Raw genomic sequence first — 23179 nt, 5'->3', positions numbered from 1 at the left:
AGGGTGTGGCTCATGGGGCGGCGGTGATGTCCAGAACCAGCTCGGCGACGTGGTGATCGCCGCCCTCCACGGCGGAGGGGTCGGGCAGGGCCTCTTCGAAGGTCACCAGTGCGGTGCCGGGGCGGCGCAGGGCGGCGACGAAGCCGCGTACCAGGAGAAGGCTGTCGAAGTCGAGGTACATGGGCTTGTGCCACTTCTCCTGGGCCTGAGTCCACGAGACCGGGGATTTGGTCTCGTCCATGTCGTCGGGGTCGGGGCGGGTGCGGAAGAAGCACCTTCGGGGGATGCCCTCCGCGCGCCGCCACTCCGCCAGCCGCAGGAGGAAGCGGCTCTCCTCCTCGCCCTGGCCGGGCAGCGGCACCTCGCCGGCCGGGAACCTGGTCTGGGCCCGGCCGATCACCAGTGAGCCCGTCACCAGGCGGGGCCAGTCGCGGCGGCCGTCACGCGGGGCGGTGCGGGACGGGTGCGGCGGCAGGATCGTGAGAGGCGGCACCTCGCCGGACAGCACCGTCAGCAGCAGCGAGAACGGCGGCAGGAACTCGCGCGCGGCCGCGCCGGTGTGCACGACGCGCACCTCGCGCCCGCCGGTCGTCGCCAGGCCGAGCAGGCCGGTCCGCTCGTCCAGGCGGACGACGAGGTCCTGGATCCGCAGCCGGGCGCCGCCGTCGCCGAGCAGGTTGGGGGTGCCGCCGAGCTGGAACGGGAGGCAGCGGCGGTGGTCGTTGAGCGAGATGCCGAACCGGCTGCCGAACTCCGCGTGGATCGGGCCGGTGCCCGGGTCCTCCACGCCGGGGTCCCGGCGGCCGGTCAGGTGGTCGAGGCGGGCGCGTACGGAGCCGAAGCCGGTGCCCAGCGCGTTGACCACGCCCAGACCGTCGGCGGGCTGGACGTAGGCGCTGATGGATCGCACCTCCGGCACCCACGCGGGGTAGGCGGCGATCGCCGCCCGCAGCGCCTCGACGGGCACGGCGACGGCTCCGGCCCCTCCGGTCTCGTACGGGGTCAGGGCCGCGAGGGCGGTGGCCATCACGCCGGCGAGCCGGCGTACCCCGTCGAGCACGCTGTCCTCGGGGTGCCGGGCCGACGGCGCGAGGACGGTGCCGCGCAGCTCGGCGCCGACCTCGTCCATCTCCGTCATGGCCCACTGGTACTCGCGGTAGAACGCCAGCACGGGGACGGGGCCGCGTTCGCGCAGCCGCTCCCCGAACAGCTCGGTCAGGGCCAGCCTGGCGGGGAGGTGTGGCGCGAAGGGGGCGATCCATCGGCGGATCACGTCCAGGTCGCCGGCGACCGGCTGCCAGGTGCGTACCGAGCAGGCGGCCGGCGGCTCCGCGGCGACCGCGGTGTCGCGGACGTTGACGGCGGTCAGCGAGGTGAACATCGCGTGGTGCGGGCTGCCCGGTGTGGTGAAGGCGGCCAGCTCGCGCAGCCTGCTCACCACCGTCTCGCGGCGCGCCCGGTAGAAGCCGGCGTCGTCGGCCGCGGGCCGCGCCCCCAGCGCGGCGGCCGCCCGCTCCAAAGCGCCGGCCAGGGCGGGCGACGGAACAGCCGCCGAAGCGTCAGGAAGGCCGGTTGACGGCCGGGTCCACGTGGCGGCGCCGGCGAGGACCTCGTGGGGGTGGGTGAGGGGGAGGCCGCGGACCAGGAGGCCGGCGTCCAGGAGGTGGTCGACGAAGGCGTCCAGCTCGTCGTTCAGGGAGGTGTCCCCCGAGGTGAGGCGGTCGCGGAGGACGGGGCGGGGCAGTCCGCCGGGCTCCTCGCCCAGCACGTCGATCAGGGCGAGGACGGACGGTCGGGCGGGGATGGCGCAGAAGCGTTCGCCGCCGAGCAGCCCGAGCATGCCCAGACCGCGCAGGAAGACGATCTGCTCCCCCAGGCGCTGAGTGGAGGCGTTGAGCGCGATCGGCGCCCGATCGGCCGCGTGGTCCAGGACGAAGGCGGCGATGTTCTCGCGGATGTGGTAGTAGGAGAGCTCGAAGGCGCCGGAGCGATCGGCCGGAACGGTCTCGACGGCCGGGCCGCCGGCGCGCCACCGCACGGGGCCGCTGGTGGCGAACGTGCTCAGGGGGCTGGTCTTGGTCGCGGCGCGGGCCAGGTAGCGGGCGAGGGTCGTCGTGGTGCCCGGCCTGGGAGTTCTGCCGGGGTCGGCGATCCACTTCGCCAGCTCGGCCGCGAGTACGGGGCTCGTCCCGCCGAGCGCGATCCGGAACACCGGGTCGGTCGCCGCCTTGAGCAGCGCGCTCAGGCCGCACTCCCGCTCGGCGGCGAGGACCTGCGGCAGGCTCTCCTCGACGGCGGCGAGGGCGGCGGTGCCGGCCAGCCAGTCCGCGATCCCGCTCGACACCTCCGACGGCAGGCGTGCGGCGATCTCCGGCGTCCATTCGCGCGCGGCCGGTCGCCGCCCGGCGTGCAGGGCCCGGCGCAGGCCGATCACGCGCGGGCGTACGCGGTCGCGGGGCAGGCCGCCGATCACGGGGTGCAGCGCGTCGGCGAGCGCGCGTCCCTGCGTGCGCAGCCCGTCACGGCGGGCCAGCACGTCGTCGAGCGCCTCGGTCAGGCGCGGCGAACGGATCCAGTCGAGCACCGCCGTCGTCAGTCCCGCGACGCGGACCACCGCGTCGCCCGTCACGCCCACGAGCAGGGCGGACGCCTCCCCTGAGCTCATCGGTCTCCTTCGCACTCCGGGAGCACCCGGCCCGGCCGTGAGGCGCCGGGCCGGGATCGTCGGCCGGCCGGTGGGCTACCTCGGTGACTTGGGCGAAGCGCTGCAGCAGCTGCAGCCGACCAGCTGGCAGGAGCAACTGCAGTTCCTGGAGGCGCCGTGCTCCAGCATCCCGTGGCCGCCGGTCAGCGACTCGATCTCCAGGTCGCCGGTCTCCAGCTCGAAGACGTCGACGGGCAGGTCGGCGACGGAGAACTTCGCAGGGCTCATGGCGTTCCTTTCTCTCACCCGGCTCCCCCGCTGGGAGCCGGAGCACTTACGGGCGCGAGTCCGCCCAGGTGGTGGGCGAGCAGCTCGGCGTACAGGTCGTCGGTCTCGCTGAGCTCCTCGTGCGTCCCGACGGCGCGGGCGACGCCCTGGTCGAGGAGGACGATGCGGTCGGCGTCCACGACCGTCGAGAGCCGGTGCGCGACGACGAGGACGGTGACCGACCTGGCGATGCCGCGTACGGTGTCGCGCAGGGCCGCCTCGTTGACCGCGTCGAGGTGCGAGGTGGCCTCGTCGAGCAGCAGCAGGCGCGGCCTGCGGAGCAGGGCGCGGGCGATGGCGAGGCGCTGCCGCTCGCCTCCCGACAGGGTGCCGCCGCGGTGCCCGACGGGCGTGTCGAGCCCGTCGGGCAGAGCGGCCACGAACCGGTCGAGCCTGGCCATCCGCAGCACCTCGGCCAGCTCCGCGTCCGTGGCGTCCGAGACGCCGAAGGTCAGGTTGTCGCGGATGGTGCCGGCGAGCACGGGGGCGTCCTGCTCGACGTACCCGATGGCCTGGCGCAGCTGCGCGAGCGGCCAGTCCCTGATGTCGCGCCCGCCGACCAGGATGCGGCCGTCCTCGTGCTCGTAGAACCGCTCGATGAGGCCGAACACCGTGGACTTCCCCGCTCCCGACGCTCCGGCGAGCGCGGTCACGGTGCCACCCGCCGCCGAGAAGCCGAGCCCCTTGAGCACGGGGCCGGTGCCGTAGCCGAAGCGCACGGAGTCGAAGCGCACGCTCAGGGGCGAGCGGTCGGCCTGCGGCTCCGGCGGGTCGTGGCCGGGCTCGGCCGGGTACGCGAGCGCCTCGGCGATCCTGGTGACCCCGGCGCCGGCCGACTGGTACGACGCCAGCGCCTGGATGACGTTCTGCATCGGCCCGATCAGGTAGAACACGTACAGCAGGAACGCCACGAGCACGCCGGCCTCGATGGTCCCCGTCGCCACCCGGGCCGCCCCGGCGGTCAGCACGGTCAGGAGCGCGAGCTGGTAGGTGAGGCCGGTGACGTTCGCCGACACGCCTTCCCACAGCGACGCCCTGGTCCTGGCCCTGCGTACGTCCTCCGCCGCGCCGTGCAGGCGAGCCTCCTCCGCCCGCTCCGCCCCGAACGCCCGGATCGTGCGCAGCGCGCCCAGTGCCCGCTCGAGGTCGGCGCTGAGCGTGCCGACGGCTTCGGCCGTGGCCATGCTCGCGTTCCTGATCATGGGCGCGACGAGGCGGAACACCAGGAACGAGAGCACGACCACGGCCAGCGTCAGCCCCAGCAGGAGCAGGTCGAGCCAGGCCATGAAGACGAGCACCGCGACGATCACGGGGATGTGCACGCCCAGCCCGACGAGCACGTACGTGGCCAGATCGTCCACGCTCGCCGCGTCGGCGGTGGCGCGGGACAACAGGTCACCGGGCCTGAGCCGGTCGAACGTCGGGATGCCGAGCCGCACCAGCCGCGAGGCCAGCCGCTGCCGGACGTCCCTGGTCAGGATGACGCCCGTCCGGTCGAGCAGGAACCAGCTGCCCGCGTTGAGCAGCAGGTTGGCCAGGACGAGCGCGACGATCAGCAGCACGGACCCGGCCGTCCGGTCACCGCCGGCGATCTGCCCGACGAGCCGCTGCGTGGCCGGCGGCAGCGCCAGCACGCTCGCCGCGGACAACAGCGCCAGCACGAGGCCGAGCGCGAGCCGGGCGCGGTAGGGCCGCGCCCAGCCCAGGAAGGTCCGCCACACGGGCGCCGCCTGTCGAGTCATGATCTCCTCCGCGGCTTCAGGGGAACGGGTGCGGATCGGTGCTGAGGTCGTCCTCGGTGAGGGGGCGGCCGATGTGGCCGAGCCGGTGCGGCACCTCCAGCAGCCGGGGCAGCCCGCTGGTACGCCGGTACCGGTGCCCGAACGTCATCGGCACCGTCCCGGGGATCAGCACCTTGACCGCGTGCAGGTCCATGGCGCGCAGCTCGTCGGAGGTCTGGTCCACGACCACGACGTCCATCCCCGACGCGGTGTAGCGGCCGACGACCGCGCGCATCAGCTCGCCGAGGTCGTCGGAGGCGAACTCCTCCGTGCCCGAGCCGACCTCGCCGACCGCGCGGGTGGGCGTGCCGGCGGTGAGGAAGCTCAGCCGGGCCGCGGCGCGCGGGTCGTGGTAGAGGAGCGGATGGTCCTCCATCTCCTCGACGGCGGAGGAGTTCGCGGCCATGGCCGCCGCCCTGGCCCTGATCTCGGGGCTGCCGCCGTACTTGATGCCGTTGGTCAGCATGTCGCCCAGCTCGGCCACCGCGCCCGTGACCGCGCGGCGGCCGGACAGGTGGGAGCCCGCGGTGCAGAACGCCGCCGGCAGGTCCGTGCCGGGAGGCGCGGTGGCGAGCGCCCAGACGGCGGGGATGCCGTGCTCGGTGGTGATGTCGAACAGGCGCAGGTCGTAGCCGGTCTCGGCGCGCAGGGCCGCGAGGTGGAGCGCGTCGACCTCGTCGAGGGTGGCGAGGTCGAGCTCCGGTGCGGGCAGCCGCGTGTACCAGGTCAGCAGGAACCCGTCGCGCTCGGCGATCTCCAGCATCCCGTACAGCACCGCCTCCTCCAGGCTGGAGCCGAGCGCGCAGCCGTTGGAGATCTCGTAGACGAAGGGGCGGTTGTCGGGTTCGTGGGAGTGCGTCCCGTAGTAGGCGACGGTCTCGGGCACCAGGATCGGCTCGCCGCGCAGGAACGACCAGCCCCACACCCAGCGGTAGTTCCGGTCCGGGTCGAACGGCTCGTACGCGAAGCCGGGCTCCTCGTACGCCTGCGGCGGGTGCAGGCCGAGCGTGCGCGGGTCCAGCGCGCGGTCCCGCAGCTCGTGGTACGTCCCTGCCTTCGGCGGGTGCAGCCGTCCCGGCGAGGCGGAGAACCGTTCGAGCGCCTCCAGCAGCGCGATCGTCCTGCTGACCCGGCGCTCCGAGGCGCGGCCGTAGCCGCCGGACCCCCGGGCCCACCGGTGCGACACCTCCGCCGTGCTGAGGATCGCGCCGCCGGAGGTGCGGTCGTGCAGCAGCCAGACCACGCCGGTGCGCTCGTCCACGTACGTGTCGGTCAGCGCGTCCAGCTCCCCGACGAGGTCGCGCCCGCGTACGGCGCCCTCGGCGTGGCTCGGGACCGGCCTGGGCGTCCCCAGCGCCGTCGGCGGCTCGTCGGTCACGCGCGGGCCGCAGACCGCGCAGAGCGGGTCGGGCAGCACCCGGTGCGGGGTGATCGACAGGTCGTGCAGGTCCACGGTGAGCACCGTGCCGCGGGTGCGCGGCGTCGCGCCTTCGGCGTACGCGCGCAGGTCGCCGGCCATGAGGGCCGCGGCCAGCCCGGCCGCGCCCTCAGTCAGCAGCGGCGAGGGCGCGGCGAGCCGGTCGGCGTGACGCTCGCGGACGATCTCTCCCCGTTCGTACGCAGGAGCGGCCCACGACTGCCGGTACGCGGCGCAGGAGGCGCACCCCTGCTCGCCCGGCGTCTCCCAGGGGCCGATGACGATCGTGTCCAGCTCGACGCGGGCGGGGAGCACGGGGCCGGTGAGCCTGGCCCGCAGGTCCCGCGTGACGACCTCGGCCCAGCCGTCCGCGGCGGCGACGGTCGGCCCCGGGGGCAGCTCACCGTCGGGAAGAGGGACGGCCGGCACGCCGAGCCGCTCCGCCACGGCGCCGGCGATCCGCCCGCCCGCCAGCACGGTCACGGGGTGCTCGGTCATGCCTGCCGTCCTTCCTTGGTGATCGCCACCCGCACGCTCAGCGGGGCGATCGCCGCCGCAAAGGGGTCGTGGTCGAGAGGGAGGACGACGGCGCGGCGGCCGTCGGCGGCCAGCGCCGCCGCGACCTCGTCAGGGTCGATGGACCGGCCTGGATCGACCCACATGGCGGTCGGCAGGGACGGCCTGGGCTCGGCGGGCGGGCGCGGGCGGCCCGCGTGGACGCGTACCTGGACGGCGTAGAGCGCGTCAAGCAGGCCCCTGGTCCAGGCCGCCGACGCGGTCCCCGCGGTCCTCGCCACCTCCACGCCGCCGCGGCGGAACGACAGCACGGTGACGCCGAAGCGGCCCCCGTGCTCGCGGACCTCGGGCAGCTCGCCCAGCTCGGCCAGCAGGGCGAAGCAGCGGCGGCCCGTCGCGTCCAGCTCGCCGGGATCGACCGTGACGGGGATTCCCCGCACGTCCTCGATCAGCTCCTGGTCGCGCGTCCAGTGGGTGCACAGCCCTCGGGCCACGGCCTCGTCCCAGCTCGCGCCATAGCCCTCGCCCACGCCGGTCGCCGGGCGGGGGAATGCCTCGTGCGCGGGCAGCCGTACGGGCGCCGCCGCCGCCAGGTCGTACGCGAGCGCGGAGCCGCCGCCGTCCACCAGGCGGCGCGGGTCAACCGTGGCGGCGGCGTACCTGGTCAGCGCGGCTCGGGCCGCTTCGATCCTGGTCTCCGCGTAGTCGAAGCCCACCGCCCGTACGACGCCGTCGCCGACCTCGGCCTCCGACACGTGCAGGGGGCTCTGCGCGGCGGAGTCGTCAGGCAGGAAGCGGAACGGGCCGAACAGCTCGTCGGCCGCCCTGACCGCCGCGTCCGAGAACGCCTGCCCGTCCTCGACGGGCCGGAATCTGAGGTGCACCACCCGGGTCAGCAGCGCCTCGGGGGTGGACGCCGTGGCCGGCAGCTCGTACGGGTGCGGCGCGCAGTGGTGCCTCGACGTGGTGAGGTCGGGGCCGATCCTGGTCACCTTGCCCGCGTGGCGCGGGTCGGCCGTGCCCGTGGCCCAGCGCAGCACCGCACGTCCCACCTGGGCGGCGGCGGCCTCCACGTGCAGGTCGCTGATCGGCTCAGGGGCGCGTGGGGCCGTGCGGAGGCGGGCGTGCAGGGAGGCCGGGCCGAGCGGGTCCTCCTTGGCCGCCCGTACGGGGACGTACCAGATGTCCGTGCCGTCCCGCAGCACGTGCCCGACGGCGAGCCCGTTCCGCGCCGCCCCTTCATGCCCGCTCGCGCCCAGCTCGCCGATCACCAGCAGCGCGTCCAGGCCCCACAGGTCGTCGTCGCCGAGCGCGTCCGCCGCGCACACCCTGACGTCCGCGGCCCCTGACGTCCGCAGCGCGTCGGCGACCGCCTCCGCCAGCGGTTCGCCCGCCTGGCCTTCGTGCGCGACGGCGACCTTGAGCTCGCGGAAGCGCGCGAACGCCGCCCCCGCCCCCTCGGTGTGCGCCCCCACGAACGCCACCTCCGCGGGCCCCGCGACCGGCTCGCCGCCGGGCGGGGCGGTGACCTCGCGGACGACGCCGGCGTCGAGCAGGCGGGTCAGGATCTGCCGGGCCATCACCGCGTGCGCGGTCGGCAGGCCCGCCGTGATGTCGTCGAGGCCGGATCGGCCGTCCAGCTGCGGTACGAGGGCCTCGACCCACCGGGCGATCGACGGCCCCGTGAGCGTGACCGGGCCGGCCGGGGTGACGATGTGCAGCCCGTTCTCGATCGGCGCCATGTACGTGTGGTCGGCCAGGCGCAGCCTCATGCGTTCCCCTCCGTGTGGTGCTCCCCTGCGACGGTGCCGAGCATGAACTCCCCCACCACGTCCTCGCTCAGGGGATCGGCGCCCGAGATGCGCTGGAAGGCGCGCGGCGCGCCGGCGCCCAGGGCGCAGCCGCCGAGCCCCATGGCGGTGGCGACGAGGTACATGGTCTGCACCAGGACGCCGAGGTTCTTCAGGATCAGCGCGTACGCCAGCCCCTCGTACACCCACATGAGCCGCTCGAACCTGGCGGTCACCAGCACCAGCACCTGCGGCATGGCCGAGGCGTCGGACATGGAACGCGCCGCCTCCAGCAGCGTCCGCTCGGCGCCGGCCTGCCGGCCCACCAGCTCCAGCCGATGCCCGTAGCCGTCGTAGTGGTACGTCCCCGGCTCCAGCCCCGCCACCTGGTGCGCCACCACGTACAGCTCCAGCTCGTGCACGCCGCCACCGCCGGGATAGGCGCGGCGTGGCCGGTCGCCGTGCGGCGTCGGGTGGTCGGCGGTCGCGGCGCAGCGGTGCAGGAACTCCGCGAGCTGCCCCAGCGTGACCGGCCTGGCGGCGTCGTGGTCGCGCAAGGACCGGCGCGCCTGAAGCACCTCGGTCAGCTTCGGGTCGGCGGCGATGACGCGGGCGAGGTCAGGGCGGGGCAGCTCGGTGACGGGCCCGCTCGGCGGCCGGTGACCCGCGTCGGTGACGTGCTCCCGCCCCCAGTACGTGGCCCCGAACCCGCCAGCCACCCCCACCTCGCCGTCGATGCCCCGGCTGCTCCGGTGGAACGCCAGATCGACCGCCGACCACTGCCGCACCCGGAACTCCGCGTCCTCGTCCCCGGTCACGGCGAGCCCGGCCCGCAGCAGGTCCCGCCGCAGCATCGAAGCCGCCCGCGCGCCGACCCCCGGAGGCGGGACGCGGGCGCCGGGGTCGGCGAGCACGGCGAGCGCACCGGGAGCGTGCACGGTGACGGACGCCCACGCCCGGGGCGACGTCGCCCGCAGCCCACCTCCCGGCGCCGCCGCGATCGTGGTGAAACGCGACAACCGGACGTCAGCAGGGGCCGCGGGGCCGTCGCCGTCCGGGCAGACCTGCGGGTCCAGGGTGTAGACGGGCGTGTCGCCGTCGTACACGGTGGCGACGAGCCAGCCGTCCTCCCGCAGTCCCGACAGCAGCCGCCGAGCCGGTGGCGGAAAGGCGTCGGCGCGGTGCTCACCCGAGGCGAGCGCCCGCACCACGGCCAGGTCGTCGCCGCCGATCGGCCGCACGTCGGGGTAGCCCACCAGGTGGACGCCGCTCCGCCCGCGACCGGCCGACACCCCGGCGCGCAGCCGCAGGGTCTCGTACACCGTGCCGCTCATCCCACGTCCCCGGCCGCCGCGAACACGCGCAGGACGTCGGTGGCCTGCCTGCCGGTGCGCCGTTCCACGGCGGCGGCGACCAGGTGGCAGAGGAAATACCGTTGCAACGGCGTCACTCCCAGGCGGGTGAACTGCAGGTACATGAGGTTCAGCACGAGCCGGAAGAGCGCGAACCACGTGGAGGGCAGCACCTCGGCGAGCCACCGCTCGTTCTCGGCGAGCGCCCGGTGGAACGGGCTGAGGTCGCGGTAGGCGTCCCGCACCGAGGAGAGGTCGCCGTCTTCACCGAGCGGGAGCAGGCCGCGCCGACGCAGGCCGAGGCCGCGTTCCCGGCTCGCGAGCAGGGCGGCGACCAGGCTCTCCGTCGCCTCGTCCACGGCGCCGGAGTCGAGCAGCGCGTCCAGGCGGCCCGCGAACGCGCCGGCGCGGGCCTCGAAGCGCGCGTCCCAGGCGAGCCGCCGCGCCGCGCCGCCGCCCTGCTGGGCGAGGAAGGCGTCGGCGTGCGAGCGGAAGCTGAGGTAACCGGCCTCGATGCCGTCCTCGTGGAACTCGTCGGCCACGACCACCATGGCGTCGAACGCCGCCGTGAGCACGTCGCGCCCCTCCAGGACGGCGAAGGCGTGCTCGTTGGCGGCGCACATGAAGTCCGCGTACAGGGCGGCGGCCTCGGGCGTGCCGTGCACCGCCGTACGGTCGTCGTACGGCTCGACGTGCCAGGAGTTGTCGGCGTAGAAGGGGGTCAGCGGGCCACGCTCCGACTCGGCCTCGGCCAGCCGGCGGTGCAGCGGCAGCAGCGCCTCCATGTCGGGCGACACCGAAGGCAGCCCGGCCAGGTACGGCTCGATCCTGGCCGCGACCACCGGCAGCACGTCCGTGAGGAAGGCTGGTTCCGAGGCTTCGACGTGCAGCCGGACGTGCGGCCCCTGCCGCCAGTGCCGGGCGAACCAGGACCGGTGCCCGCGCCCGGCCAGCTCCGCCATGATGGGCCGCACGGCGTCCAGCAGCAGCCGGTCGGTCGCGTCGCCGTAGTGGTGGACGTGCACGCTGTGCCAGCCGGTCGTCATGCGAGCGCCTCCTCCTCGACCAGCTCCGCGAAGGTCCTGTCGGCGAGGTCGCGCAGGTGGAGCTCCTCTTCCTGGCCCACGCCGAGCCGGTTGCAGGTGAGGTGGGCGCACATGTCGAGCACGGGCCCCGCGTCGGGCCGGCCGGCCAGCGTGGCGGCGGAGGCGGCGAGGGCGCCGGCGAACCCGGACGGCCGATCGGGCGGGTTCGCGGCCAGCGCGCGCGTCCGCTCGGCGAGGGCGCGCAGGGCGGGGCGGCGGCGCAGGTAGCGGGCCCGCTCGCCGGGCTGCCACGGGTGCGGCTCGCGCTGCGGCCATCCGGTGCCCCGCGAGGCGATCCACCGGTTCAGGGCGAGCACGGCGAAGGCGGCCGTGGTGCGCCGGTCGTCGGAGGGGCCGGTGGCCAGCAGCCGGCGTACGGCCGTGCTGCAGCGGACGAAGTGGTCCTCGACGGCGTGCAGGGCCGCGCCGGTGCCGTACTTGTCGGTCTCCGGCCGGTATGGGAAGAAGGCGAACGAGTTCGGTGGCCGGCGGCGGCGCTCGTACGACTGCCGCAGTTCCCGCGCCGCCATCGCAGGCGCGTAGCGGTCGTAGTCCTCCTGGGTCACCCGGACGAGCGCGGGAAGGCGGTTGAGCGCGTCCGCGACCGCCCCCGACAGGATCCGCCGCACGTCGTCGACGCGTCCTGGCCGGGCGAGGACGCGGACCCGCAGGTGCGGCCCGCCCTCCCAGTACCGCAGGAAGAACAGCCCGCGGGCGGCCCCGTCGGCGTCGAGCCGGCTCTGCACGGCGGCCAGCAGGTCGGTGATGACGAGGTCGAGGTCGCCGTCGTGGAAGACGTGGGCGCTGACCCACGACCGCGCGTCGGCCATCCGCACCACCCGCTCCCTGGTCCGTCCCGACCGGCTATCACGCCGGTCGTCACGAATGACTGGATTGCGGGGAGCGTAACGAGCGGTGGAATACGTCCGGCACACGCCGCGTATACGCGGCCGAAGGCGGAACCCCCGCGCCCATCGGCGCTGCCGACGCTGATACGGCGGGTCGGATGAGTTCCAAGGTCATTACTCGTACTCTGACCAGGCATGCATCGCCAGGCGCGCGGTCGAGATGACTCGGGGGCGGCCGCGCCGGGGCGGCGATGCCGGCGGTCATCCCCTCCGCTGGCCGGTCTCTGTCACAGCCCCCGACGGCAGACCACTCTGTGGTCATTCGGTTGGAGGATGCTTGTACGCGCCGTACACCGAACTCATCCCGCTCCTCATGCTGGCCGTCATCGCGACGGCCGTGCTCACCCGCCGGACCCGCAACAGGTCCTGGCCGATCAAGATCCTGCTGGCCACCGGGGCGGGGCTGTGGATGGCCCTCGCCGGAGGGTCGATGTGGATGATGAGCAATGCGCTCGCCGAGCGATTGCCCGACATCCAGCAGCCGACCCGCCATCCATGCAGCGGCAAGAAGCCCAAGACGTTCAACGTCTCACTGATCAACCTGCCGCTGTTCGTGAACCGCTTCGGCGACGTGGTTCCCGAAGGCCGCATGTACGTGCTCGACGAGAACATCGCGGCCGTGCGGGCCAACTACACGCGGGCGGCCGACCCGCGCGAAGGCGGCTTGCGCGACCTGATCGAGCCGCTGGTGCTGCGTGCCAACCAGGGCGACTGCATCAAGGTGTTCTTCACCAACCGGCTCAACGAGCCGGCGCCGCCGCTCAACAAGCGGATCCGCAACAACGCGATCTACACGCTGCCCGGCGAGCGGCTGCTGCCGCCCGGCACGCCGACGCCGCGGCCGCGCGAGTTCGCTCCGGCGCTGAGCGTGCCGGAGATCGACTTCGACCCGCGCAAGGCGCCGAACGCCTCGATGCACTTCGACGGCCTCGACTACGACGTCAGGCGCGCGGACGGCACCGTGGTGGGCAACAACCCGGACTCCACGGCCCGGCCGGGCGAGACGATCAGGTACAAGCTGCACGCCCACATCCAGGGTGAGTTCCAGTTCAAGGACGGGGCGGACTTCACCTCGCAGCAGACCCGCCCGATCGACCGCGACGGGAACGTGCGCTTCATCGGCTCGCACGCGTTCGGCGCGTTCGGCGCGTTCATCATCGAGGAGCCCGGGGCGACCTGGGTGGACTCGCGCACGGGCGAGCCGCTGGAGTCGGGGACGCAGGCCGTCATCATCCGGCCGAACGGCAAGGACTTCCGCGAGCACGTGATGTTCATGCACGACGAGGTGGAGGCCGAGCCCGGCATCCTCACCCGGTTCTGCCGCGAGGACGGGGGCGGCCCACAGGCGGGTGGCACGTCCTGCGTGCAGCCCAGCAGGGAGCAGCTCAGGCTGCTCACCAGAGGGACGATCCGCGCTCTCGGCGGCGGCGACGCCGACGCGCTGGTGCAGGGCGAGGTCCCGGTCAAGCTGGAATACTTCGCCTTCAACTACCGCTCAGAACCCGGGTTCAACCGCGACGAGGTCGGCTGCCCGGCGGCACGGCGCCAGGCCCAGGGCTTCGACGCCGAGCGCTGCATCGGTGAGGAGACGTCGCTGTCCTCCTGGGCGTACGGCGACCCGGGCGGCGGCGACCTGGTGATCGGCAACTACCGCGGCGAGCCGACGCAGGTCCGCCTCATGCACCCCGCGGAGGTCGAGACCCACACCTTCCACTGGCACGTCAACCGCTGGATGTTCGACCCTGAGGACGAGGGCGGGATCGACGAGATCAGCGAGCCCGCCAACGTGACGAGGAAGACCAACCTCCTCGACGTGCAGGCGGTCTCGCCGGGCAGCCACTACCCGCTGATCATCCAGGGCGGCGCGGGGTCGGCGAACGCGGGCAAGCCGGCGTCCTTCGGCGACATCATCTTCCACTGCCACCTCTATCCGCACTTCGCGAACGGCATGTGGGGGCTCAACCGCACGCTGGAGACGCTGTCGGACGGCACGCGGCGGCAGCCGGACGGCACGCGCCTGCTCCCGCTGTTCCCGCTGCCCGATCACGACTACCAGCCCGGCGTCCCCGGGCGGCAGCCACCGCCCAGTCCGACGCCGGAACGGCCGGGCTTCCCGAACTTCATCCCGGGAGTGTTCGGCTTCAAGGCGCCCAAGCCGCCACTCGGGCTCGCCTCGCGGGCCGAGGACGGCGTCTTCCCGCCGACACCGCTGGAGCGGGCGGCGGCCGACCCGGGCGGGCAGCAGCCGGGCGCCTTCTTCCAGGACCCGTGTCCCATAGGCCGGCCGACCAAGGTCTTCAAGGTCGCGGCCATCCAGATCAAACAGACGTACAACCCTGATCTGAAATGGACGATCCCGCAGTCACGGGTCTATGTCCTGGAACGTGACAAACAGGCGGTGCTGAACGGCAAGAAACCCGAACCGTTCGCGCCCATCCTGAACGTCGGCGACTGCGTGATCTACAAGCTGACGAACGAGTTGCCCCGGATGTTCGGCGGCAACGTCTTCGACCGGTCGCAGGAGACCAACGAGGTCGGCATCCACCAGCACATGGTGCACTTCGACGTGTTGAGCTCCGACGGCGCCGCCAACGGCTGGAACTACGACCAGGGCGCGGGACCGGGCGAGACGATCACCTATCGGGACTTCGTGCAGGAGAACACGAAGACGAACTCGTTCCACGACCACTTCTTCCCGAACACCCACCAGAAGAACGGGCTGTTCGGCGGCGCGACCATCCACCCGGCGGGCTGCGTGCCCGACGTGCCGGGCGCGCGGACCCGCGGGGTCGTCGGGACCCAGTTCGACGTGCACTGCGAACCGGTGATCGACCACAACAACCAGCTCACGGACGGAGTCGACTACCGCAACTTCTCCCTCTTCATCGAGGACCACGTGCCGTTGTTCCAGCCGAACGATCCGCGCACGCGGGCGGACGACAAGTTCGACACCCCGGACGGGGTGCCGATCTTCCCGGCCAAGTTCCCGTCGAGCAACGACGACCAGGGCGGCATGGGGGTCAACTACCGGCTGGAGCCGTTCGAGGCCCGCAGGAACAGGGACCCGTCGCTGCTGTTCAACTCGAAGGTGCACGGGGATCCGTTCACGCCGGTGCTCAAGGCGTACCGGGGCGATCCGATCAGGTTCCGGCTCTTCCAGCTGTCCCAGGAGGAGTCACACGGGTTCAACCTGGACCACTTCCGATGGCGCCATGAGCCACGAGATCCCGATTCGAACATCGTCGGCGCCCAGCACATCGGCATGCTCGAATACTTCGACGTCGATCCGCTGCCGGACGAGATGCCACCGCCGACACCCGATCTGAAGGTGACCGACTACCAGTACGCCTACGCCGGCGCGGACGACTGGTTCCTCGGGGACTGGGGACTGCTGCGCATCTTCTCGTGCTCCAACCCGAGCGCGGGCGGGCCACCGATTCGGGAGCTCCCGGACTTCCCGCGCGACACCTGTACGGGTGAGAACGAGCGCGACGAATGGTCCGAGCTGACAATCGACCAGCACGAGTCCCGCGCCGGGATGTTCGGGACGACGGGAGCCGCCCGGCTGCGGAGCCGCCCGATGACACCCTGCCGGACCGGCCAGAACCGCTCGTTCGACGTCATCGCCATGAACCACGACATCGTCTACAACAAGAACGGCGATCACGACCCGAACGGCCTGATGTACGCGCTCGCGGCCGACGAACAGGCGCTGCGCGACGGGAGGAAACAACCGGAACCGCTGGTGATCAGGGCGAACGCCGGCGACTGCGTGACGGTGAACTTCACCAACAAGCTCGATCCACGCAAGATGCGTCCGCACTGCCACGAGGCCACCGAGCCGGGGCAGCTCGGCTTCAGGGAGAACGTGCTGCGCTTCCCGCAGTGCATCCAGCGGCCGCCCAGGAACCACCAGAACGTGCCCGGCTTCGAGCCGTTCCCGGTGAGTTCCAAGGCGTCGATCAGCCCGCAGCTGGTCAATGCCGAGCCGCCCGAGGCGGTGGCCCCAGGGGAGAGCATCCAGTACCGCTGGGAACTGCCGGCCGACACGACCGGCATGGCGCTGCTGCGGGACAACGCCGACGTGCAGAACCACCTGCACCACGGCCTGTACGGCGCGCTGATCATCGAGAAGCCCGGCTCCGAGTACCTCGACCCGAAGAACGGCCGGCCGCTGCGCAGCGGCACCAGCGCGGTGATCACCCATCCGGAGGATCCTGACTTCCGGGAGAACATCGTGCTGATGAACAGCGACCTGGCGCTGTTCCGCAAGACCGGCAAGCCCGTGCCGGACAACTTCGACCTCGTGCTCCAGCCGAGCAGGGAGGCCGACGACCCGGAGGACCTGGGAGAGTTCTCCATCAACTACACCAACGAGCCCTGGTCGTGGCGGTACGCCAGGAACCAGAACATCACCGAGATCTTCAGCTCCCGGGTGCACGGTGACCCGGCGACGCCGGTGTTCCAGGCCTACGCCGGCGATCGGACGATCTTCCGGGTCGGTCAGGCCATGGGCGACCCGCGTTCGACGAGCTTCGCCCTGCACGGCCACACCTGGCGCCGCGCGCCCCGCGACCCCGGCTCGCAGATCGCGGCTACCCAGGGGCAGTTCAACCCGGGCAGCGTGTACGACATCGTGCCCGGCGTGGTCCGCGACCTGCTGGCCGACCCGGGCAGCTCGGGCGGCGCCGGCGGGTTCCGTCACGTGCCCGGCGACTATCTCTACCGCTCCGGCACGCTGCCCCGCCACCTTCCCGGTGGTCAGTGGGGGCTGTTCCGGGTGCACGCCAGGCTCCAGCCCAACCTGATCCCGCTGCCCGACAGCAGGATGGCGGGCGCGAACCAGATGCCCGTACGGGACGAGGGCGGCGATCCCGCCGGGTCCGAGCTGCCGTACGCGTGGTTCGGCACCGCGGGTCAGGGCAGCAGGGCGAGCTACGGAAGGCGGTCAGGATGAGCCTGCTCAGCAAGCTCAGGTCGTCCCGGGACGAGCAGCCGCCGGCCCGGCGGGTGCCGAGCCCGCGACGGGCTCCCGGCAAGGCGCCCAAGAAGCCGGCCGGGCTGACGCCGTTCCGCCAGGGGCTGGTGCTCGGGGGGTGCATCGGGATGACGTTCGCCCTGTCCATCGGGGCGATCGGCTTCCTCGTCACCCGGCCGACGATCCAGGCTCCGGCGGCCGGGACGGACTCGGCGGCGGCTCCTGGACCGCACGGAGCGCATCCGAAGGCGGCGATCGACATCACCGCCACCCACCTCGGCGACCTGCAGGTGAAGATCGAAGCCAAGGTGAGCGCGCCCGGCAGCTACGACCCGATCACCAAGGCGCAGGTCGTGGCCCATACGGACATGGTGGCCATGCCGATGGCCCATCGCCAGGGGCCCATCGTGATGGCCGAGGTGCCCGGGAAACCGGGGACGTACCAGGCGCTCACGCAGGTGGCGATGGTCGGCGAGTACAACGTCACCGTCGAGACGCTCCGGCCGATGGCCTCCAAGGCCGACAGGCGGCTGGACGTGCGGGAGGTGAGCGGCAGGAGCTGACGCACCCGCTGTAGCGCGCCGTGGCCGGCTCCTGCGCAGGAGCCGGCCACGGCGTTTTTCTGCGGGGGTCAGCGCAAGGTGACGGCCGTGACCCGCCAGGGGGCGCTGCGCTTGGGGCGTTCGAGTGCGACGAACGCCGTCATCGTGAGGGGCTTGCCGCGCCAGCCCCCGGCGCCGATCGGGGTGACGGTGAGCTGCCACTGCCGGTCGGCCTGGGTGGCGGTGTCGGGCGGGCGCGTGTCGCGGCCCTCGGTCAGGGACGCCCGCGTACGGGCGCGGTGGGCGGCCCACGTGGCCCAGGCGGCGTCCGTACCGACCTGCGGGCCGTCCCGCAGCTCCGCCAGGTACTCGGGGCTCAGCCAGCCGGCGGCCCGCAGGGCGGCGTCGCGCTGGTCATGGTCGGTGGTGGTGTCGACGCTCCACATGGCGGTCAGGACGGCGGTGCTGACGGCGTCGGCGTCCCGCTGGTCGATCGAGGCGGGGTCGAGGGCGGCCACCGTGGACCTGCTCGGGGTGGGCGTGGCCGATCCTGGACCGAACATCACCGAACCGGACGCCGGCGGCGCGGACGTGACAGGCACGGACGCACGAGGCGGGGGCGTCACACGCCCGGTGGCCACCGAGCCGGGGGCCGCGGCGCAACCGGCGAGCGCGAGAGCCGTCGCGACGGCCGTGAGCGTGAGGGGTCGGGGGCTCATGCGTACCTCCGGATGGTCCAGGCGGCCGAGGCGAAGTTCTTCAGCGGGGCGATGCGGACGACGTCCCCGGTCTGGGGCGCGTGGATGACCTGGCCGCGACCGGCGTAGATGACGATGTGGCTGATGCCGCGCCCGTCGCGGTGGTCGATGCCGATGACGTCGCCGGGCAGCAACTGGTCGCGGGGCACCGGGGTGCCGTACTCGGTCGCCTGCGTGGCGGCCAGATGCGGAAGCTGGACGCGCCCGCCCGAGGCGGCCCAGACGGCGTGCAGCACGAGACCGCTGCAGTCGAAGCCGACGATCCCGGTCGCCCTGCCGATGCCGGGGGTCGGGCCGTTGGGGCCGCCGCCACCCCACGAGTAGGGGGTGCCGAGCCAGCGCTGCGCCGTGGCCACCACCGCGCTGCCGAACCGGGTGGCGCCGAGCGCCGTGAGCGGGATGTCGGTGAAGTGCGCGACGCGGGCGAGGACGCGGCGCACGTACTCCTGGGTTTCCGGGTACGGCGGCACGCCCTTGTGCCGCAGGACCGCGCCGGGTCCCGCGTTGTAGGCGGCGAGCATGTTGGAGGTCGGATCCCCGGGCAGCCGGGCGGTGGTGCGGGCCAGGCCGCAGTCGTACCGGGCCATGGCCATGATCGCGTCCTGGGGGTCGTCGGGGCTGGTGACGCCGTCGCCGTCGGCGTCCCGGCCGTAGCTCGCCCAGGTGGCGGGCATGAACTGGGCGATGCCCCGCGCCCCCACGCTGGATCGCGCCTTGGACCGCCAGCCGCTCTCCGCCTCCACCTGCGCGGCGATGAGCGGCGCGCTGACGTGCCCGCACAGCCGGCCCGCCCGGCTGAGCCACGCCTGGTAGGCGGCGGGGACGCTGCCGGGACGCAACGACACCACCGACCCCGTCCTCGGCGGCCCGCCGCTCAGGAGGAGCACCAGGCCGACCAAGAGAGCCAGAGATGTGGCCGTCGCCAGGATGACCAGCTTTCCACCCTTATTCATAAAGAACGTCTCTCTTGTCGGTGCCATTCACCATGTGCCGGGAAGCTAATTCCAGCCCTCGCGAACCCCGCTGGGAAAAGGTGTCGCTAGTGGCCCTGCACAATCCCGAGCAGTAAGGTTTTACCTGGTCAACGGCCCATGCAGCGAGTAATTCCGGTGGTCGGCCGCTGCGCGAGTCCCCGCACCGGAGAAATAAGAAAGGCTTGGTCATTCTCTTTACGAGCACGGACCTTGGGGGGTTGCCATGGGCCGGCGACGCGTACCGGAACATCGCATCTGATCACCCCGGAGGACCTTCATGACGCAATTTCTGGCCGGTGTGCTGCCGCTCGTGGGCGTCCCCGATCCGGGCATCGGCACGCCGCCGCCCGGTTCGGAGAAGCTGCTGACGGCGCTGGGCTGGGCGACGTGGATCGTCACCGGGATGTGCGTGGCCGGGGTGATGGGGGTGGCCGCCAGGATGGCCCTGATCCACCACCGTGGGGAGGGCGGCAGGCACGCGGTGGGGCTGGCGTGGGTGATGGCCGCCTGCGTCCTCCTCGGCTCGGCATCCGGCCTGGTGAGCGCCCTCCTGTCATGACCGCCACCAACCACCGGCCCCCTGAACCACCCACCCACCCCACGCCACCGCCACCTACCTCACCTCAGCACGACACGACCCCGCGCACCGCGGCCTCACGCGACCCGGCCCCACGCGACCCGGCCCCGCACGACATAGCCCCGCACGACACGGCCTCCCATGGCGCGGCCTTCCGTGACGCGCCCCCTCGTGGAGCCTCCCGTGGGGCTGCGTTCTGGGTTGCAGCGGTTTTCGTGACCTTGATGGCGGTTCTTGCGGTGATGGTGCTTCTGCGGCCCGACCGCGAGGACACCGCCGACCGGCCGGCGCGCCACGCTTCACCGCGCTCGGCCGTACCGGCGGCGCCGCCGCCGTCCCCGTCGACGCCGGCTTGGGCGGTCACGCCGCCGGCCGCGCCCTCCGTGCCGCCCACGCCGACCGCCGCCGCGCCGGGTCACTGCCCGGCCACCCCCGCGACGGCCTCCCAGGACGTTCCCGCGCAACCACCCGCCGACGTCACGTGGACGGTGTTCCACGGCGTGGCGGAACCCGCCTCACGCGAGCACGGCCCGCACCGCAAGGAGGCCGACGTGCACCGCTGCTTCTCCCGTACGCCCACCGGCGCCCTGATCGCCGCCTGGCAGATCGCCACGAGGTTCGTCCTGGCCGACGGCTGGCGGCGCGTCGTCGACGAGCAGGTGATGCCAGGACCGGGCCGCGACGCGTACGCGGAACAGCGCCGCCAGGTGAACACCGGCGAGGACACCGGCGGCAAGGGCCAGCTGGCCGCCTACGCGTTCGCCTCGTACACCCCCGACGTGGCCACCGTCCAGCTCGTCTCCCGCTTCGCCGCCACAGGACACCTCCAGGTCAACACCGTCACCGTGGTGTGGAGCGGCGGCGACTGGCGGCTGCGGCTGCAGCCGGACGGCTCCATCAGCCCGAGCCTGCAGGCGGTGACCTCGCTGGCGGGGTTCGTGCCGTGGGGCGGCGTGTGATGAGGTCTCCCACACCCGAGGGCACGAGCCTGTGCGACCTGCCCGGCGCCGACGCGGTCTGCGCGGGGGTGACCGGCGCCGCCGAGGGCGGCGGGGTCATCGACGAGCTGGCGACGGCCCTGCAGGAGGCCCAGGTCAAGGTCCTGGGCATGATGGCCGGCTTTTCCGGCAGCAGCGCCGCGGCGCCGCCCCTGTCCGACAGCGTGGGCCCGGTGGCCTGGCTGCAGGAGCGTACGCACTGGTACGTCGCCCTGCTGGCGGTGCTGGGCCTGGTGATCGCAGCGGGACGCCTGGCCATGCGCCGCAGGTCGGAGCCCGCGATGCGCGCGGTGACCGGCCTGCTGACGCTGGCGGTGGTCACCGGCTGCGGGACGGCCGCGATGTCCCTGCTGGTCGAGGCCGGAGACGCGTACTCCGGCTGGATCATCGGCCAGGCCCTGGACAGCGGCGGCTTCGGCGGCGACTTCGGCGCGGCGATCACCCGCCTGGCCGGCTTCCAGGGCATGACCCTGCCGCCCGGCCTGATGATCGTGCTGGCGTTCGCCTCGATCATCTCCTGCATCCTGCAGATCGTGCTGATGCTGGCCCGCGTGGCTCTGCTCGGCCTGCTGGTCGGCATGCTGCCGATGGCGGCGGCCCTGAGCGGCACCGAGGCGGGCCGCGCCTGGCTGGCCCGCATCGCGGTGTGGGCGCTCGCCTTCGCCCTGTACAAGCCGGCCGCCGCCACGGTCTACAGCTACGCCTTCCTGGCGATCGGCGACCCGTCATCGGAGCTGGCGCAGCTGTCCGGCCTGGTGGTGATCATCCTGGCGGTGGCGGCGCTGCCGGCCCTGCTGCGGCTGCTGGCCCCGGCGGTCGGCGCGGTGCGTCACGGCGGCGGTTCCCTCTCTGCCACCGGGGACGTGACCGTGGCCATGGGGGCCCGCATCCTGCCCACGCTCGCGAGGAACGTGGACGCGGCCAGGCCCGCCCGCCCCGCCGGCCCGTCGGGCGCCCGTACCGCGACGCTCACCAAGACGGCCGCCGACGGCGAGTCACCCCTACGAGAAAGAGGATCGGATGGCGACTGCTGACAGCGAGCGCACCTACGGCAACTGGCGCCGCCCGGCCAGCCCGGGCATCGGCGACCTGGGCCTGCTGGGCACGTTGCTGCTCCTCGGCGGCCTGGTCGCGTGCGTGATCACGATGATGGTCTCGCTCAAGGCGGCGCTGGTGCTGGCGGCGGTGATCGCGTTCGTGCTGACGCCGATGTTGCTGCTGCGCGACCGGCACGGCCGCACCGGGCTGCAGATCGCCGTCGCCCGCCTGTCGTGGCTGCGCGGGCGGGGGCGGGGCCGGCACCTGTACCGGTCGGGGCCGCTCGGGCTCACCCACAAGGGCGCCTTCCAGCTCCCCGGCCTGGCCGCCGGCTCGCACGTCGTGGAGGCCACCGACTCACGGGGCCGCGCGTTCGGCCTGATCGTGGTGCCGGCGACCGGCCATCACACGGCGGTGTTCGAGGCGTCCGTGGAGGGGGCCGCGCTGGTCGACAGCGACCAGGTGGACACGTGGGTGGCGCACTGGGGCCAGTGGCTGGCCGGGCTCGCCCACGAGCCGTCCCTGGTCGCGGCCACGGTCACCGTCGAGACCGCGCCCGACCTCGGCACCCGCCTGCGGCGCGAGGTCGCCGACAACCTCTCGCCCGACGCCCCTGCGCTGGCGGCGGCCGTCCTGAACGACGTCGTCCGCACCTACCCCGCCGGCTCCGCGCAGGTCTCCACCCGCATCGCCGTCACCTACGCCGCCAACCCGCGCGGCGGCGGCCGGCCCCGCGGCACCGCCGCCATGACCCGGGAGATCGCCACCCGGCTGCCCGGCCTGACCGCCGGGCTGAGCATGGCGGGCGCGGGCGCCTCACGTCCCATGACCGCCGCGGAGATCGCGGAGGCGATCAGGATCGCGTACGACCCGGCCAGCCAGCGGCTCCTGGACGCGGCCCGCTCGGGCGGCGAGCCGATCGCCCAGCCCTGGGACCAGATCGGCCCCGTGGCCGCCCAGGAGTCCTGGGACCACTACCGCCATGACTCCGGCGTCTCCGTCACCTGGGGGATGAGCGAGGCACCAAGAGGAGAGGTGCTCGCGCCGGTGCTCACCGACCTGCTCGCGCCGCACCGCGACATCGCACGCAAGCGGGTCTCCCTGCTCTACCGCCCGTACGACCCGGGCAGCGCCGCCCGCCTCGTCGAGCGCGACCGCAAGGACGCCCGTTTCCGCCTCGGCGGCGTCAACGCCGCCGCCCGCGACACCGTGGCGGTGGCCGCCGCCGACCAGAGCGCCAGGGAGGAGGCGAAAGGGGCGGGTCTCGTCCGCTTCGCGATGCTCGTCACCGCCACCGTCGCGCGCTCCGAGGACCTGCCCGCCGCCGTCGCCGCGATCGACACGCTCGCCCCTTCCGCCCGGGTACGCCTGCGCCGCATGTACGGCGCCCAGGCCGCGAGCTTCGCCGCCGCGCTGCCCCTCGGCCTGGTCCTGCCGGACCACCTGCGGATTCCCGCGTTCGTCAGGGAGACGCTGTGACCCGTTCCTCCGAAG

The 23179-nt window shown here is 73.4% G+C and carries 16 protein-coding genes; 6 read left to right on the top strand and 10 right to left on the bottom strand.

The features are described 5' to 3' along the window. Positions 1-10 precede the first annotated feature (10 nt). The 8 genes from AB0K12_RS36130 to AB0K12_RS36095 all read right to left on the bottom strand — a co-directional run bounded on the left by AB0K12_RS36130 (position 11) and on the right by AB0K12_RS36095 (position 11742). Entirely contained in the window at positions 11-2665 is a 2655-nt protein-coding gene (locus tag AB0K12_RS36130; RefSeq protein WP_364571488.1) for a lantibiotic dehydratase, read from the bottom strand. Positions 2666-2740: 75 nt separating this feature from the next. Beyond that, the gene (locus tag AB0K12_RS36125) at positions 2741-2932 is read right to left on the bottom strand and encodes a thiomuracin/GE37468 family thiazolyl RiPP peptide (RefSeq protein WP_364375557.1); all 192 of its coding nucleotides are present in this window, start codon (positions 2930-2932) and stop codon (positions 2741-2743) included. Between the two features lie 14 nt (positions 2933-2946). After that, positions 2947-4713 carry an ABC transporter ATP-binding protein gene (locus AB0K12_RS36120; RefSeq protein WP_364571485.1) on the bottom strand — a complete coding sequence of 589 codons (1767 nt, stop codon included), beginning with the start codon at positions 4711-4713 and terminating at the stop codon, positions 2947-2949. A gap of 16 nt (positions 4714-4729) precedes the next feature. Further along, positions 4730-6667, bottom strand: a complete 1938-nt coding sequence (locus AB0K12_RS36115) for a TOMM precursor leader peptide-binding protein (RefSeq protein WP_364571483.1) — start codon at positions 6665-6667, stop codon at positions 4730-4732. Next, the gene (locus AB0K12_RS36110) at positions 6664-8457 is read right to left on the bottom strand and encodes a hypothetical protein (protein WP_364571481.1); all 1794 of its coding nucleotides are present in this window, start codon (positions 8455-8457) and stop codon (positions 6664-6666) included. Before AB0K12_RS36110 ends, AB0K12_RS36115 begins: the two co-directional genes overlap by 4 nt. After that, the gene (locus tag AB0K12_RS36105) at positions 8454-9809 is read right to left on the bottom strand and encodes a SagB family peptide dehydrogenase (RefSeq protein WP_364571479.1); all 1356 of its coding nucleotides are present in this window, start codon (positions 9807-9809) and stop codon (positions 8454-8456) included. The genes AB0K12_RS36110 and AB0K12_RS36105 overlap by 4 nt, the downstream gene beginning before the upstream one ends. After that, on the bottom strand, positions 9806-10873 hold the full coding sequence (locus tag AB0K12_RS36100; RefSeq protein ID WP_364571477.1) for a thiopeptide maturation pyridine synthase: 1068 nt from the start codon (positions 10871-10873) through the stop codon (positions 9806-9808). Before AB0K12_RS36100 ends, AB0K12_RS36105 begins: the two co-directional genes overlap by 4 nt. Beyond that, positions 10870-11742, bottom strand: a complete 873-nt coding sequence (locus AB0K12_RS36095) for a lantibiotic dehydratase C-terminal domain-containing protein (RefSeq protein ID WP_364571699.1) — start codon at positions 11740-11742, stop codon at positions 10870-10872. The genes AB0K12_RS36100 and AB0K12_RS36095 overlap by 4 nt, the downstream gene beginning before the upstream one ends. Positions 11743-12097: 355 nt before the next feature. Between AB0K12_RS36095 and AB0K12_RS36090 the strand changes: the two genes are divergently transcribed. Together AB0K12_RS36090 and AB0K12_RS36085 are read left to right on the top strand one after the other, a co-directional pair. Then, a complete protein-coding gene (locus AB0K12_RS36090; protein WP_364571475.1) occupies positions 12098-16777 on the top strand; it encodes a hypothetical protein in 4680 nt (1559 codons plus the stop codon). Beyond that, the gene (locus AB0K12_RS36085) at positions 16774-17361 is read left to right on the top strand and encodes a hypothetical protein (protein WP_364571472.1); all 588 of its coding nucleotides are present in this window, start codon (positions 16774-16776) and stop codon (positions 17359-17361) included. Before AB0K12_RS36090 ends, AB0K12_RS36085 begins: the two co-directional genes overlap by 4 nt. 68 nt (positions 17362-17429) lie before the next feature. On the opposite strand, the gene AB0K12_RS36080 is transcribed toward AB0K12_RS36085, so the two are convergent. Beyond that, entirely contained in the window at positions 17430-17903 is a 474-nt protein-coding gene (locus AB0K12_RS36080; protein WP_364571470.1) for a hypothetical protein, read from the bottom strand. Between the two features lie 152 nt (positions 17904-18055). Further along, positions 18056-19051, bottom strand: a complete 996-nt coding sequence (locus AB0K12_RS36075) for an NlpC/P60 family protein (protein WP_364571468.1) — start codon at positions 19049-19051, stop codon at positions 18056-18058. 298 nt (positions 19052-19349) lie between these two features. Between AB0K12_RS36075 and AB0K12_RS36070 the strand changes: the two genes are divergently transcribed. From AB0K12_RS36070 to AB0K12_RS36055, 4 genes are all read left to right on the top strand, one after another. Beyond that, a complete protein-coding gene (locus AB0K12_RS36070) occupies positions 19350-19631 on the top strand; it encodes a hypothetical protein (protein WP_364571466.1) in 282 nt (93 codons plus the stop codon). Between the two features lie 257 nt (positions 19632-19888). Further along, positions 19889-20608: a hypothetical protein gene (locus tag AB0K12_RS36065; protein ID WP_364571464.1), complete on the top strand. Its 720-nt coding sequence runs from the start codon at positions 19889-19891 to the stop codon at positions 20606-20608. Then, the gene (locus tag AB0K12_RS36060) at positions 20608-21681 is read left to right on the top strand and encodes a hypothetical protein (RefSeq protein ID WP_364571462.1); all 1074 of its coding nucleotides are present in this window, start codon (positions 20608-20610) and stop codon (positions 21679-21681) included. Before AB0K12_RS36065 ends, AB0K12_RS36060 begins: the two co-directional genes overlap by 1 nt. Continuing rightward, positions 21668-23164 (top strand): SCO6880 family protein, encoded by a 1497-nt coding sequence (locus AB0K12_RS36055; protein ID WP_364571460.1) that lies wholly within the window; start codon positions 21668-21670, stop codon positions 23162-23164. Before AB0K12_RS36060 ends, AB0K12_RS36055 begins: the two co-directional genes overlap by 14 nt. The last annotated feature ends 15 nt before the right edge of the window (positions 23165-23179 follow it).

The organism is Nonomuraea sp. NPDC049419 (assembly GCF_040676995.1).
Taxonomy (GTDB): domain Bacteria; phylum Actinomycetota; class Actinomycetes; order Streptosporangiales; family Streptosporangiaceae; genus Nonomuraea; species Nonomuraea salmonea.
The sequence above is the reverse complement of the archived record's forward strand: the minus strand, read 5'-3'. Positions and strand labels throughout refer to the sequence as shown.